Raw genomic sequence first — 13,595 nt, 5'->3', positions numbered from 1 at the left:
TCTCCGTCCGCGAAAACACCGCCGGTTACGCCGGCCAATAAGATCCGTGTGGGAGGTAGAATGAACTCGCGTTTCCGCGCCAGCGCCCTGGCCCTGACCATCGCCCTCGGGGGCCTGGCCGCCCTGCCCGCCTGCGCTCAAGACCACGCCGGCCACGCCGCGGCTCCGGCAAGCCAGCCCTGGCTAGATCCCAAGCTCGACGCCGACACCCGCGCCGACCTCGTGCTGAAGGCCATGACCCAGGACGAGAAGCTGACCCTGGTCTACGGCTACTTCGGCGCCGACATGAAGCCCAAATATACCCGCATCGAAGGCTCGCTGCCCGGCTCGGCCGGCTATGTGCCGGGCCTGCCGCGCCTGGGCATTCCGGCCCAGTGGGAAACCGACGCCGGCGTCGGCGTGGCCACACAAGGCAGCGCCGCCGAGTTCCGCGAGCGCACCGCCCTGCCCTCGGGCATGGCCACCACCGCCACCTGGAACCCGGAGCTGGCCCAGAAGGGCGGCGCGATGATCGGCTCGGAGGCCCGCAATTCGGGCTTCAACGTCATGCTGGCCGGCGGCGTCAACCTGGTCCGCGAGCCGCGCAACGGCCGCAACTTCGAATACGGCGGCGAGGATCCGCTGCTGGCCGGCGTCATGGTCGGGGCCCAGATCAAAGGCATCCAATCGGCCAAGATCGTCTCGACCATCAAGCACTACGCCCTGAACGCCCAGGAGACCGGCCGCTTCGTGGTCGACAGCAGGATCGGCCAGGCCGACGCCCGCACCTCCGACCTGCTGGCCTTCCAGATCGCCATCGAGGCGTCGGAGCCGCACTCGGTGATGTGCGCCTACAACCGCGTCAACGGCGACTACGCCTGCGAGAACGACTGGCTGCTCAACAAGGTGCTCAAGCAGGACTGGGGCTACAAGGGCTACGTCATGTCCGACTGGGGCGCGGTGCATTCCGGCTCCAAGTCGGTCAACGCCGGCCTCGACCAGGAATCGGCCGGCGACGCCTTCGACAAGCAGCCCTTCCTGGCGAGCGTGCTGAAGGCGGATCTGGCCAGCGGCGCGGTCAGCCAGGCGCGTCTGGACGACATGGCCCGCCGCATCGTCCGCTCGCTGTTCGCCAGCGGCGCGGTCGACCATCCGGTGAAGATCGCCCCGATCGACCTGGCCGCCAACGGCAAGGTCAGCCAGGCCGACGCCGAGGAAGGCATCGTCCTGCTGAAGAACGACAAGGGCCTGCTGCCCCTGGCGCTGAAGGCCCAGAAGATCGCCGTGATCGGCGCCTACGCCAATGTCGGCGTGCTGTCGGGCGGCGGCTCCTCGCAGGTCTATCCGGCCGGCGGTCGCGCCGTTCAGGGCCTGGAGCCCAAGACCTGGCCCGGCCCGGTGATCTACTACCCGTCCTCGCCGCTGAAGGCGCTGCAGGCCCGCGCCCCGCAGGCCAAGTTCACCTACAATGACGGCAAGGACGCCGCCGCGGTCGCCAAGCTGGCCGCCGACAGCGACCTCGTCATCGTCTTCGCCGACCAGTGGACCACCGAGTCGGAAGACGCGCCGTCCCTGACCCTGCCCAAGAACCAGGACGCGACGATCGCGGCGGCCGCCAAGGCCGGCAAGAAAGTGGTCGTGGTGCTGGAGACCGGCGGCCCGGTGACCATGCCCTGGCTGAACGACGTCGGCGCGGTGCTGCAGGCCTGGTATCCCGGCACCAATGGCGGCGAGGCCATCGCCCGCGTGCTGACCGGCGAGATCGACGCCTCCGGCCGCCTGCCCGTGACCTTCCCGGCCGGCGAGGCCCAGCTGCCGCGCCCCGTGCTCGACGGCGATCCGAAGACGCCCGACGCGCTGTTCGCCGTCGACTATTCGATCGAGGGCGCGGCCATCGGCTACAAGTGGTTCGACAAGAAGGGCCTGCAGCCGCTGTTCCCGTTCGGCCACGGCCTGTCCTACACCAGCTTCGCCTATTCGGACCTGAAGACCGCGACCACCGGCGGCAAGCTGACCGTGTCGTTCAAGGTCACCAACACCGGCAAGCGGGCCGGCAAGGACGTGCCGCAGGTCTATGTCTCGCCCAAGGCCGGCGGCTGGGAAGCCCCGCGCCGCCTGGCCGGCTTCCAGAAAGTCGCCCTCGCCCCCGGCGCCAGCCAGGCCGTCACCCTGACGGTCGACCCGCGCCTGCTGGCGACCTGGGACGACGCCGCCCACGGCTGGAAGGTCACGGCCGGCGACTACGAGGTGCAGCTGGGGGCTTCCTCGGCGGCGATCTCGGCCAAGGCGACCGCGACCGTGGCGGCGCAGACCGTGCCGGTGGGGTTGTTGAAGTAGGGGGCAAAACCCCCTCAGTCGCTCCGCGACAGCTCCCCCAGAGGGGGGAGCATCTAATGCGCCAAGATCCTCCCCCTCTGGGGGAGGTGGCCCGGAGGGCCGAAGGGGGGGCGGACGCGACAGCGTCCGCCCTCTTTCGTTCAAGCCATGCGCCATCGGTTCGGGCTATCCCCTCCCCGCTTCCCCTCCCGGCTGAACACGCTCTAGTCTCCCTCCATGCGCGCCCCGCTCCTCGCCCTGCCCCTGATCCTCGCGACCGCCGCCTCGGCGCGGGCGGGCGAGACGGCCTGCTGGTTCGAGAACGGCGCGGTCGTCGCTCCCGCGGCGATCGGCGACATGACCGGCGACTTCGTCATCGACCTGTCGGCGCCCCGCACCCTGCTGCACGAGACCAAGGCCCAGGCCGGCGGCTTCGAGGCGACCGACCTCTCCCTGCCGATCCGCGTCGCCGGCGAGGCCCTGCCCGCCCAGCCGGTGACCGTCGTCGACCTCGACTATCGCGGCGTCGGCTTCGTGGCCCCCATCGCCGGCGTCATCGGCGCCGACGTCCTGGCCCGCTACACGGTGGTGATCGACTTCGCCCCCTGCCGCCTGACGCTGGCGCCCGCCGACGGGCTCGCGAGGCCTTCGGGACGCGCCCTCCCCGTCGAGATGATCGGCGGGGTGCCGACCGTGCGGGCGACCGCTTCGGACGGCTTCACCAGCGTCCAGGGGCCTTTCGCCCTCGACACCGCCTCCGGTGGCGTGCTGCGCGCCCGGGGAGCGGCCGACGGGCCGCGCCAGAAGCCGGCCGGCACGGTGGCCGCCCTGGCCTTCGACGGCCGCCTCTATCCCCGCGCCCGGGCCGTGAAGGCCGGCGACCTGCCGCCCGGCGTGGTCGGGGCGTTGGGCGTCGAGGTGCTGGCCCGCGGCCGCCTGCGGCTGGACCCGGCCGCTCACGCCCTGTGGCTGACGCCCTGACCCTTCTTCTTCCCTGTACGGAGCTTCCCCCATGGCCTCGCGCGCCCACGCCGTCACCGCCGATCCGCGCCACACGATCCTGCTCGAGGTGAACGGCCACAAGCTGGTCGGCGACGAGCCCCCGGCCCTCGGCGGCCAGGACGCCGGCCCGCCGCCGTTCGGCTTCGTGCTGGCCGGTCTCGCCGCCTGCACCGCCACCACCCTGCGCATGTACGCCGACCGCAAGGGCTGGGGCGAAGTGACCATCACCGTCGATCTCGCGCTCGACACCCACGGCGACAAGCCCAGGATCGACCGCAAGGTGGCCGCCACCGGCGACCTGGACGAAGCCGCCGTCGCCCGCCTGCGCGACGTCGTCGAACGCACGCCGGTGACCCTGGCCCTGAAGGGCGGGTTCGAGATTGATACGGTGTTGGAAAAGGGGTGAGCCCCCTCCGGCCCTACGGGCCACCTCCCCCAGAGGGGGAGGATCTAGACGCGCTAGATGCTCCCCCTCTGTGGGGGAGCTGTCGCGGAGCGACTGAGGGGGTCTTCCCCCGAAAACAAAAGGGCCCGGCGTCGCCGCCGGGCCCTTCTTCGTTCTCAGTCGGAACGCGCCGCTCAGTGCGACTCGTTCTTCCAGACCTGGCGGTAGGCCGCATAGAGCAGGCCGGCGAACAGGATCAGGTAGATCAGCACGGCGAAGCCGGTCTGCTTGCGCTCTTCCAGCTTGGGCTCGGCGGCCCACATCAGGAAGGCCGAGACGTCCTTGGCCTGCTGGTCGATCGTCGAGGGCGTGCCGTCGTCGAAGGTGACGAGGCCGGCCTTCAGCGGCGGGGCCATGGCGATGAAGCCGCCCGGCGGAACATGCTCGTGCGAGCCGCTCCAGTACGAGGTCAGGTCGCCGGCCATGTACGGGTTGTAGTGCTGGCCCACGCCGACCTTCAGGCCGGCCGGGGCGTCCTTGTAGCCCGTGACGATGGCGTGGATGTAGTCCGGACCGCCTTCGCGGGCCTTGGCCAGCAGCGACATGTCCGGCGGCAGGGCGCCGCCGTTGCTGGCCCGGGCCGCGGCCTCGTTCGGGAACGGCGAGGGGAAGCGGTCGGCGCTGGTGGCCGGACGCTTGATGGCGTCGCCGGTCTCGGAGTCGATGTCGGCGACCTCGAACTCCTTGGCGATCGCCTTGACCCACGGGTTGTCGTTCGAGTTCGGGTACCTGTCGTTATAGAACGGGCCGCCCTTGTCGCCGAGGTTCCGGAAGCTGACCAGCTTCATGGAGTGGCAGGCCGAGCAGACCTCGCGATAGACCTTGTAGCCGCGTTGCAGCTGGGCCTGGTCGAACTTGCCGAACGGCCCCTCGAACGACCAGTGGATCTTCTCGGGTTCCAGCGCGTGACCGGCGGCCAGGGCCGGAGCCGAGGCCCCGACCGTCAGCAGACCCGCGACCGCTGCGATGGCGAAGAGTTTGCGCAGCATCGGGATCAGCCCTTCATTTCAGGCGCGGCGGTCGCTTGCTCCGGCGCGGCGGCCGGGTGCGACAGGGCGGGCGAGGCGATCGAGTCCGGCACCGGCAGGGTCTTCTCGACCAGGCCCAGCACCGGCAGGATCACCAGGAAGAACGCGAAGTAGTAGAGCGAGGCGAACCGGCTCAGCCACACGAAGCTGTTCAGGTCGGAGTCGATCAGGGTGAAGGTCTTGAAGTGACCCAGCACCGGATCGTCCGGCAGCTTGGCGCCGCAGAGGCCCAGGATGCAGCACACCACCACGAAGATGAGGAAATACAGCTTCGCGGTCGGGCGGTAGCGCATCGAGCGCACCTTAGAGGTGTCCAGCCACGGCAGGGCGAACAGGCAGGCGATGGCGCCGAACATGGCCAGCACGCCCATCAGCTTGTCCGGCACGGCGCGCAGGATCGCGTAGAACGGCAGGAAGTACCATTCGGGCACGATGTGCGACGGCGTCACCAGCGGGTTGGCCTCGACGTAGTTGTCGGCGTGACCCAGGGCGTTCGGCAGGTAGAAGACGAACACCGCGAAGAGGATCATGAAGACGCTCATCGCAAAGGCGTCCTTCACCGTGGCGTACGGCGTGAAGGGCAGGGTGTCGGCCTTCGACTTGGGCTCGACGCCGGTCGGGTTGTTCTGGCCGACCACGTGCAGCGCCCAGATGTGCAGGATCACGACGCCCGCGATCATGAAGGGCAGCAGGTAGTGCAGCGAGAAGAAGCGGTTCAGCGTGGCGTTGTCGACGGCGAAGCCGCCCCACAGCCAGGTGGTGATCGACGGGCCGACGATCGGCAGGGCGCCGAACAGGTTGGTGATCACGACGGCGCCGTGGAAGCTCATCTGGCCCCAGGGCAGCACGTAGCCCATGAAGGCCGTGGCCATCATCAGCAGGTAGATCACGCAGCCCAGGATCCACAGCACCTCGCGGGGCGCCTTGTAGGAGCCGTAGTAGAGGCCGCGCAGCATGTGGACGTAGACGGCGATGAAGAACATCGACGCCCCGTTGGCGTGCATGTAGCGGATCAGCCAGCCGTAGTTCACGTCGCGCATGATGTGCTCGACGCTGGCGAAGGCGTGGTCGGCGCTCGGCGTGTAGTGCATCACCAGGATGATGCCGGTGATCAGCTGGCTGGCCAGGCACAGCGACAGGATGCCGCCGAAGGTCCACCAGTAGTTCAGGTTACGCGGGGTGGGGTAGTCGACGAAGCTGTCGTAGCCCAGGCGCACGATCGGCAGACGGGCGTCGAGCCAGCGCTCGATACCGGTCTTGGGTTGGTAGGTCGAATGTCCGCTCATCTGGCTTACCCGATCTTGACCTTGGTGTCGGACAGGAAGGCGTACTCCGGAACCACCAGGTTCTTCGGAGCGGGGCCCTTACGGATCCGGCCGGACGTGTCGTAGTGCGAGCCGTGGCACGGGCAGAACCAGCCGCCGTAGTCGCCGCCGCCGAAGGTGGGCACGCAGCCCAGGTGCGTGCACGAACCGATCAGCACCAGCCATTGGGCCTTGCCCGGCTTCACGCGCTCGGCGTCGGTCTGCGGGTCGCGCAGGCCCGGATCATGGTCGTCCTTCACCGCGCGGGCGATCTCGGCCGACGTACGGTTACGCACGAACAACGGCTTGCCGCGCCACTTCAGCGTGACCTGCTGGCCGTCGGCGACCTTGGTCAGGTCGAACTCGGTCGAGGCCAGGGCCAGCGTGTCCGCGGAGGGATTCATCTGGTCGATGAACGGCCAGGCAATGGCGGCGGCGCCGCCGGCGGCGGCCGTAATGGCCGCAATGTAAATGAAATCGCGTCGGCTGGGATCGGACCCAGACTCGGTCTTTGCGCCCACGGCGGTGTCGGCCACCTTGTTCCACCCTTCGTTTCCGTCGGACCGGCGAGCGACCCGACCAGGAAGCGCCATTTCGGCGCAGTATCTTTTATTCGACCCGCAAGCGGATCTTCGCCACAAGGGGCATGCTCCCTATCGGATGGGCGAACAGAGTTCGCAAGCCCTTTCGATGCGCAGCAATGCCCCTACTAGCCCCATGGTTGGTTCGTTAGAATGCGTCTCGCCCTTTTTCAACCCGGCATTCCCCAGAACGTGGGCGCGGCGATTCGGCTTTCGGCCTGCCTCTCGGTCGGGCTCGACGTCATCGAACCCTGCAGCTTTCCCTTGGACGACAAGAGCTTGAAGCGCGCGGCCCTCGACTACGGCCCGCTCACCCACCTGACGCGACATGATTCGTGGGAATCGTTCCTGGCCGCGCCGCAACGGGCGGAGGGGCGCCTGGTGCTTTTCACCACCCGCGGCGACAGAAGCTTCCACGACTTCGCCTTCCAACCGGGCGACACCCTGCTGTTCGGCAACGAGAGTCGCGGCGCGCCGGAAGAGGTGCACGCCGCCGTCGACGCCCGGCTGGTCATTCCGCTGCGCCCCGAGGCCCGCTCGCTGAACGTCTCGGTGACCGCGGGCATGGCCCTGGCCGAAGCCCTGCGCCAGACCGGCGGCTTCCCCGCCCTGGCCTAGCGGCTGGGCATTCGGAAACCGAAGCGCTTTTTCACCGCGCGTCCCCGCGAAGGCGGGGATCCAAGCCGAGTCTGCGGATGATCCATGGCCGCGCCCCATCCTGAAAGCCATCTTGGGTCCCCGCCTTCGCGGGGAGAGACGGATTTGGGGGAAGGATCAGCGGGCGGAAGTCGCCTCGCCCAAAGATCAGACCACGAAAAAAGGCGGCCCCGTTTCCGGGACCGCCCAAGGTTCAGTCTGGCGCTCGGGCCGGCCAGGCGAGATGTGGAGTCCTCGCCCGCCGGCCTTGGCGTCCCAGGCGGTAAGGCCTAGGCGAGCACCATGATCACGACCCGGCGGTTCTGCGCCCGGCCCTCCTTGGTCTCGTTCGGGGCGATCGGATCTTCCGAGCCGTACGAGATGGTCGCCATCCGGTTCAGGGCCACGCCCTGGCGGGACAGATACTTGCGCACCGCGTCGGCGCGGCGTTGGCCGAGCTTTTCGTTGTAGTCGGTCTCGCCGGTGGCGTCGGTGTAGCCCTGGATCTCCAGGTAGACGTTCTTGTTCTCTTCCTTGAGCTTCGACGCGAAGTCGGCGAGGCGCTGTTCGGCCTCCGGCGACAGGGCGTCCTGGTCGGTCGGGAACTTCACGGAATCGTCGGACAGCACCATCGAGTACATGAACTTGCCCTCGGCCAGCTTGCCGGCCGCCGTGGCGCGCTCCAGCGCCTCGCGCGAGGTCTTGTCGAGTTCCGAGATCTGGGTGTCGTGGCCATCGACGCGGGTGGCGACTCCGCCGACCTGGGTGTTGACGTACTTCTTGGTCGCGCAGCCGCTGACCGCCAGGCCCCCAGCCACCAGCGCGACCACCGCCGCCATCTTCAAGCTGCCTTTGACTTGGCCGATCATTGTTCGCCTTCTCTCTTCATTGATCCAATAAAGCTTGACCTTGGACCTACACACTCCATCCGGGTCGTTCAGCTTTCGCATTACGAAACCGTCAGGTGACAGAGGCGAAAAATGGGCGTGTTCTTGTCGCGATTGGCACCGCTTTGAACCTATGTTCTTGGTGACTTTATAGACCGCGCGCGATCGTGCGAACGCCGTTTTGGTTCCACGAATTATTTTCGAATGGGATGGGGATTTTTGGCCGTTCGAAGGGGCCCAGGGGCCGCCGTCGGGTCCCGAAAGGACATCGGACGGAATCGCTGGCCGGCCTGAAACGGGCGCGGCGGCGCATCGCTCGTCCTCCAGATGTAGGGAGCTTTCGCGCGACTTCAAACGAAAAACGCGCGCTCCGGAGGCCGGAGCGCGCGCTTCGTCGAAATCGATCGGCCAGGGCTTAGTGCCCAGAGCCTACTGCAAGGTCGCCCGTCCGAAGGACAAGCCCTCGGCATCCGCTCCCACCGCGATGACGCCGCCGTCCTCAAGCTCGCCGGCCAGCAGGCGGCGGGCGATCGGATCGACCAGCTCCTTCTGGATCACGCGCTTGAGCGGGCGCGCGCCATAGACCGGGTCGTAGCCCTTGTCGGCCAGCCACTGCAGGGCGCCGGCGTCCAGCGCCAGGCTCATGCGGCGATCGGCCAGCAGCTTCTCCACCCGCCCCAGCTGGATGCGGACGATGTCGCTCATGTTCGAGCGGTCGAGCCGCTTGAATAGGATGATCTCGTCGATCCGGTTCAGGAACTCCGGACGGAAGTGACCGCGCACCGTGGTCATGACCAGGGGACGCACCTCTTCCACGTCGGCTCCGTCCTCCTGGTTGGCCAGGAACTCGGCGCCGAGGTTGGAGGTCATGATGATGATCGTGTTGCGGAAGTCGACCGTGCGGCCTTGCCCGTCCGTGAGACGGCCGTCATCCAACACTTGAAGAAGAACGTTGAAGACGTCCGGGTGGGCCTTCTCGATCTCGTCGAACAGCACCACCTGGTACGGACGGCGACGGATAGCCTCCGTCAGCGCCCCGCCCTCGTCGTAGCCGACATAGCCGGGAGGCGCCCCGATCAGACGGCTGACCGAGTGCTTCTCCATGTATTCCGACATGTCCATGCGGGTGATCGCATGCTCGTCGGCGAACATGAACTCGGCCAGGGCCTTGGTCAGCTCGGTCTTGCCCACGCCCGTCGGACCCAGGAACAGGAACGAGCCGATCGGGCGCGTGGGATCGTGCAGGCCGGCGCGGGCGCGGCGGACGGCGTCGGAGACGGCCTCAAGGGCCTCGTCCTGGCCGACCACGCGCGAGCGCAGGGCGACCTCCATCTGCAGCAGCTTCTCGCGCTCGCCTTCCAGCATCTTCTCGACCGGCACGCCGGTCCAGCGGCTGACGACGGCGGCGATCTGCTCGGCGTCGACGACTTCCGGCGTCAGGGCCTTCTCCCCGCCGGTCTCGCCGGCCTCGGCGTCGGCCAGGCGCTTTTCGAGCGCCGGGATCTCGCCGTACTGAAGCTGGCCGGCGCGGGCGAAGTCGCCGGCGCGCTGGGCGTTGGCCAGGTCCGCGCGCAGGCGGTCCAGGGCCTCGCGCGCCTGGGCGGCGCCGCCGACCTTGTCCTTCTCGGCCTTCCAGCGGGCAGTCATCTCGTCCGAGCGGAACTGCAGGTCGTCGATCTCGACCTCTAGGTTCTCCAGGCGCTGCTTGGAGGCAGCGTCGGTTTCCTTGGACAGGGCCTCGCGCTCGATCTTCAGCTGCACCAGGCGGCGGTCGATCTCGTCGAGCTCCTCGGGCTTGGAGTCGATCGCCATGCGCACGCGGCTGGCCGCCTCGTCCACCAGGTCGATGGCCTTGTCGGGCAGGAAGCGGTCGGCGATGTAGCGGTTGCTGAGCGTCGCGGCGGCCACGATGGCGCTGTCGCTGATCCGCACGCCGTGGTGGACCTCGTACTTCTCCTTCAGGCCGCGCAGGATCGAGACGGTGTCCTCCACCGTCGGCTCCTGCACGAACACCGGCTGGAAGCGGCGAGCCAGAGCGGCGTCCTTCTCGACGTGCTTGCGGTACTCGTCGAGCGTGGTGGCGCCGACGCAGTGCAGCTCGCCGCGCGCCAGGGCGGGCTTCAGCAGGTTCGAGGCGTCCATCGCCCCGTCGCTCTTCCCCGCGCCGACCAGGGTGTGCATCTCGTCGATGAACAGGATGATCGAGCCCTCGGCGGCCGTGACCTCGCCGAGCACGGCCTTCAGCCGCTCCTCGAACTCGCCGCGATACTTCGCGCCGGCGATCAGGCTGCCCATGTCGAGCGACAGCAGCTTCTTGTCCTTCAGGCTCTCGGGCACGTCGCCGTTGACGATGCGCTGCGCCAGGCCCTCGACGATGGCGGTCTTGCCGACGCCGGGCTCGCCGATCAGCACCGGATTGTTCTTGGTGCGGCGGGAAAGGACCTGGATGGTGCGGCGGATCTCTTCATCGCGACCGATCACCGGGTCGATCTTGCCGTCGCGGGCGGCCGCCGTCAGGTCGCGAGCATAGCGCTTGAGGGCGTCATAGCCTTCCTCGGCGTTGGCGCTGTCGGCGGTGCGGCCCTTGCGCAGGGCGGCGGCGGCGGTCTCCAGGCTCTGGGCCGAGACGCCGGCGTCCTTCAGCACCTTGGCCACGTCGCCACCGTCCTTGGCGATGGCCACCAGCAGGCGCTCGGTGGTGACGAAGGCGTCGCCCGCCTTCTTGGCGCCGTCCTCGGCGGCGGCGAACACCCGCGCCGTGTCCGGCTTCATGTAGAGCTGGCCGCCGGCGCCATCGACGCGCGGGTTCTTGGCCAGGATCGCGTCCACGGCGGCGTCGGCCGCGTCGGGGCGACCGCCGGCGTTGACGATGATGGTGCGCGAAAGCCCGTCCTTTTCTTCCAGCAGCACCTTCAGAAGGTGTTCGGGCCCGAGCTGCTGGTGACCACGGGCCAGGGCCAGGCTCTGCGCGGACTGCACGGCCTGCTTGGCGCGGTCGGAATAGATGTCGATCTTCACTCTGAACGTCCCCTTGTTAGGCGGATCAGACCAGGCCGCCTCCGATGAGCGCGGCCCGACCTGTCAGGGGATGTAGTGTGACCTTCAGGCCACACAAGGCGTCACCAGCCCCGGCTGGCGATATAAGTTTCCAGGGCCTGGATGCGGGTGGCGTCCGACGGGTGGGTCGAGGTGAACTCGGCGCGGCTGCCGCCGCCCTGAGCCTGCATCTTGCGCCACAGGGCCACGGCCTCGCGCGGGCGGTAGCCGGCGCGCTGCATGAAGTCGACGCCCAGGCGGTCGGCCTCCAGTTCGTGCTTGCGCGAGAACGGCAGCAGGAAGCCGACCTGCGCCCCCGCCCCGCCCAGCGAGGCGACGGCCTTGCCGCCGTCGCTGGCGCCGCCCCCGGCCGCCGCAGAGGCGATCGCGAGAACCAGCTGCGTGCCCACCTGCTGCGAATAGCGCTCGGCCGCATGGCGGGCGACGACGTGCGCCGCCTCGTGACCCAGCACGGCGGCCAACTGGTCGTCGTTGTCGACCAGTTGCACCAGCCCCGAATTGACGCCCACATGGCCGCCCGGCAGCACGAAGGCGTTGGGCACCGGATTGTCGAACACCACATAGTCCCACGGACGGTCAGCCAGGCCCGCGGCCGTGACCACCCGCTGGCCCACCCGCTCGACCCGGGCGTTCAGCCGGGGGTCCTGCGAGATCTTGCCGGTGCGCAGCGCCTGGCCCCACGCCTGCTCGCCCGAACGGGCCAGGGCCGCATCGTCGACGACCGCGAACTGGTCGCGACCGAGCTCGGCGTTGTAGGCGCAGCCGGACAGCATCAGGCCGGCGATCAGGACAAGCGACGGGCGAAGGCGCATGGGCGGCACGCGTTATTGTTGTCGGGACCCCGACTTAAGTCACTGAGGTCGCGGCGCGCAACAAAGATCCTCCCCCTCTGGGGGAGGTGGTCCGAAGGGTCGGATGGGGACCGGTTTCAGCGCGCCGCGGCGATGGTCCGCGCCAGGTGCTTGGGATCGACCGGCTTGCTGAGGATCGGCGCGTCGCGCAGGTCGGCCCGCACGCCCTGGTCGCCATAGCCGGTGACGAAGGCGAAAGGCACGCCGCGCTCGCGCAGCACGTCGGCGGCCGCAAACGAGGTGCCGCCGTCCAGATTGACGTCGAGCAGGGCGAAGTCGACCTGCTCGCGCCGCGCGGCCTCGACGGCGGTCTCGGCAGAGACGGCGGGGCCGGTGACCTCGCAGCCCAGGTCGGTCAGCAGGTCCTCGACCAGCATCGCCACCATGATCTCGTCCTCGACGATCAGAACGCGCATTCAGGCGGCTCCTCGGGCCGGTACGGCGTTGGCGGCCGGCTTGCGACGAAGACGGGCGACGATGGCGCAGGCCACCCCGTCGGGCTGGTAGTCCAGGGTCGCCTCGCCATCGAGTTCCAGGGCCAGGCCCCGGGTGATCAGGCGGCTGCCGAAGCCCTGGCGCTCGGGCGGAGAGACCAGCGGCCCGCCGCTCTCCTTCCAGCCCAGCCGCAGGCGCTCGTCATCGCCCTCGCCTTCCCGGCTCCAGCCGATCGTCACCTGGCCTGCCGGGGTGGAAAGGGCGCCGTACTTGGTGGCGTTGGTCATCAGCTCGTGCAGGGCCAGCGACAGCGACAGGGCGGTCTTCGGCGACAGCCGCACCGAGGGTCCCGACAGGGTGAAGCGCGTGGCGTCGCCGTAGGACTCGATCAGCCCGGCCAGGATGTCGCGCAGGTCCGCGCCCTCCCAGCTTTCGCGGGTCAGGATGTCGTGGGTGCGGGCCAGGGCCAGCAGGCGGGTGGTCAGGGACTCGCGGGCGTCGCCCAGGTCGGCGGCGTTGCGCAGGGTCTGGCCGGCCACCGACTGCACGGTGGCCAGGGTGTTCTTGACCCGGTGATTGAGCTCGTTGACCAGCAGCCTCTGCAGCTCCTCGGTCCGCTTGCGCTCGGTGACGTCGCGCATCACGCCGGTGAAGAACCGCCGGCCGCCCGAGCGCCATTCGGCGATCGAAAGTTCGAGGGGGAAGGTCGAGCCGTCCTGCCGGCGGCCGAACACCTCGCGGCCGATGCCGATGATCCGGCGCTCGCCGGTGGCGCGGTAGGTCTCGAGATAGCCGTCGTGCCCCGCGTGATGCGGCTCGGGCATCAGGGCCTTGACGTTGGACCCGATCATGTCGGCGGCGGCGTAGCCGAACAGCCGCTCGGCGGCGGGATTGAACGCCTCGATGCGGCCGTGCTCGTCGATCACGACGATCGCGTCCACCGCCGTATCGACGATAGCGCGATAGCGGGCCTCTTCGCCCGCGCCGCCGGCCTTAGCTCCACGCCCGCCCATGGCCGGCTCTCCTGTCGTCCAGGAGAGCCTAGCCTATGGGTTTAGCAATAGCCAAGGCCCT

General features: G+C 68.8%; 12 protein-coding genes. 4 read left to right on the top strand and 8 right to left on the bottom strand.

The features are described 5' to 3' along the window. Positions 1-60 precede the first annotated feature (60 nt). The 3 genes from AC2YHT_RS03105 to AC2YHT_RS03095 all read left to right on the top strand — a co-directional run bounded on the left by AC2YHT_RS03105 (position 61) and on the right by AC2YHT_RS03095 (position 3,703). Complete coding sequence (locus tag AC2YHT_RS03105; RefSeq protein ID WP_487288126.1) at positions 61-2,316, top strand: beta-glucosidase; 2,256 nt, start codon at positions 61-63, stop codon at positions 2,314-2,316. A gap of 216 nt (positions 2,317-2,532) precedes the next feature. After that, complete coding sequence (locus tag AC2YHT_RS03100; protein WP_487288125.1) at positions 2,533-3,276, top strand: hypothetical protein; 744 nt, start codon at positions 2,533-2,535, stop codon at positions 3,274-3,276. Positions 3,277-3,307: 31 nt separating this feature from the next. After that, positions 3,308-3,703, top strand: coding sequence for an OsmC family protein (locus AC2YHT_RS03095; protein ID WP_487288124.1), 396 nt, complete (start codon positions 3,308-3,310; stop codon positions 3,701-3,703). Between the two features lie 173 nt (positions 3,704-3,876). On the opposite strand, the gene AC2YHT_RS03090 is transcribed toward AC2YHT_RS03095, so the two are convergent. The 3 genes from AC2YHT_RS03090 to petA are packed head-to-tail and all read right to left on the bottom strand — an operon-like array spanning position 3,877 to position 6,610. Next, positions 3,877-4,731, bottom strand: coding sequence for a cytochrome c1 (locus AC2YHT_RS03090; protein ID WP_487288123.1), 855 nt, complete (start codon positions 4,729-4,731; stop codon positions 3,877-3,879). A 5-nt stretch (positions 4,732-4,736) separates the two neighbouring features. Beyond that, complete coding sequence (locus AC2YHT_RS03085; RefSeq protein WP_487288122.1) at positions 4,737-6,056, bottom strand: cytochrome b; 1,320 nt, start codon at positions 6,054-6,056, stop codon at positions 4,737-4,739. 5 nt (positions 6,057-6,061) lie between these two features. Then, on the bottom strand, positions 6,062-6,610 hold the full coding sequence (gene petA, locus AC2YHT_RS03080; RefSeq protein WP_110120228.1) for a ubiquinol-cytochrome c reductase iron-sulfur subunit: 549 nt from the start codon (positions 6,608-6,610) through the stop codon (positions 6,062-6,064). Between the two features lie 198 nt (positions 6,611-6,808). On the opposite strand from petA, the gene AC2YHT_RS03075 reads away from it, so the two are divergent. Beyond that, positions 6,809-7,273, top strand: a complete 465-nt coding sequence (locus AC2YHT_RS03075) for a tRNA (cytidine(34)-2'-O)-methyltransferase (RefSeq protein WP_487288121.1) — start codon at positions 6,809-6,811, stop codon at positions 7,271-7,273. Positions 7,274-7,581: 308 nt separating this feature from the next. On the opposite strand, the gene AC2YHT_RS03070 is transcribed toward AC2YHT_RS03075, so the two are convergent. The 5 genes from AC2YHT_RS03070 to AC2YHT_RS03050 all read right to left on the bottom strand — a co-directional run bounded on the left by AC2YHT_RS03070 (position 7,582) and on the right by AC2YHT_RS03050 (position 13,534). Next, positions 7,582-8,160, bottom strand: a complete 579-nt coding sequence (locus AC2YHT_RS03070) for an OmpA family protein (RefSeq protein WP_110120226.1) — start codon at positions 8,158-8,160, stop codon at positions 7,582-7,584. Positions 8,161-8,607: 447 nt separating this feature from the next. Continuing rightward, positions 8,608-11,196, bottom strand: coding sequence for an ATP-dependent chaperone ClpB (gene clpB, locus AC2YHT_RS03065; protein ID WP_487288120.1), 2,589 nt, complete (start codon positions 11,194-11,196; stop codon positions 8,608-8,610). A 101-nt stretch (positions 11,197-11,297) separates the two neighbouring features. Continuing rightward, the gene (locus tag AC2YHT_RS03060) at positions 11,298-12,047 is read right to left on the bottom strand and encodes a M48 family metallopeptidase (protein ID WP_487288119.1); all 750 of its coding nucleotides are present in this window, start codon (positions 12,045-12,047) and stop codon (positions 11,298-11,300) included. A 116-nt stretch (positions 12,048-12,163) separates the two neighbouring features. After that, positions 12,164-12,502 carry a response regulator gene (locus AC2YHT_RS03055; protein WP_487288118.1) on the bottom strand — a complete coding sequence of 113 codons (339 nt, stop codon included), beginning with the start codon at positions 12,500-12,502 and terminating at the stop codon, positions 12,164-12,166. After that, positions 12,503-13,534 carry a sensor histidine kinase gene (locus tag AC2YHT_RS03050; RefSeq protein WP_487288117.1) on the bottom strand — a complete coding sequence of 344 codons (1,032 nt, stop codon included), beginning with the start codon at positions 13,532-13,534 and terminating at the stop codon, positions 12,503-12,505. It lies immediately after the preceding gene. Positions 13,535-13,595: the final 61 nt, after the last annotated feature.

The sequence above is a fragment of the Caulobacter sp. SRI_008 genome (assembly GCF_057586355.1).
The sequence above is the reverse complement of the archived record's forward strand: the minus strand, read 5'-3'. Positions and strand labels throughout refer to the sequence as shown.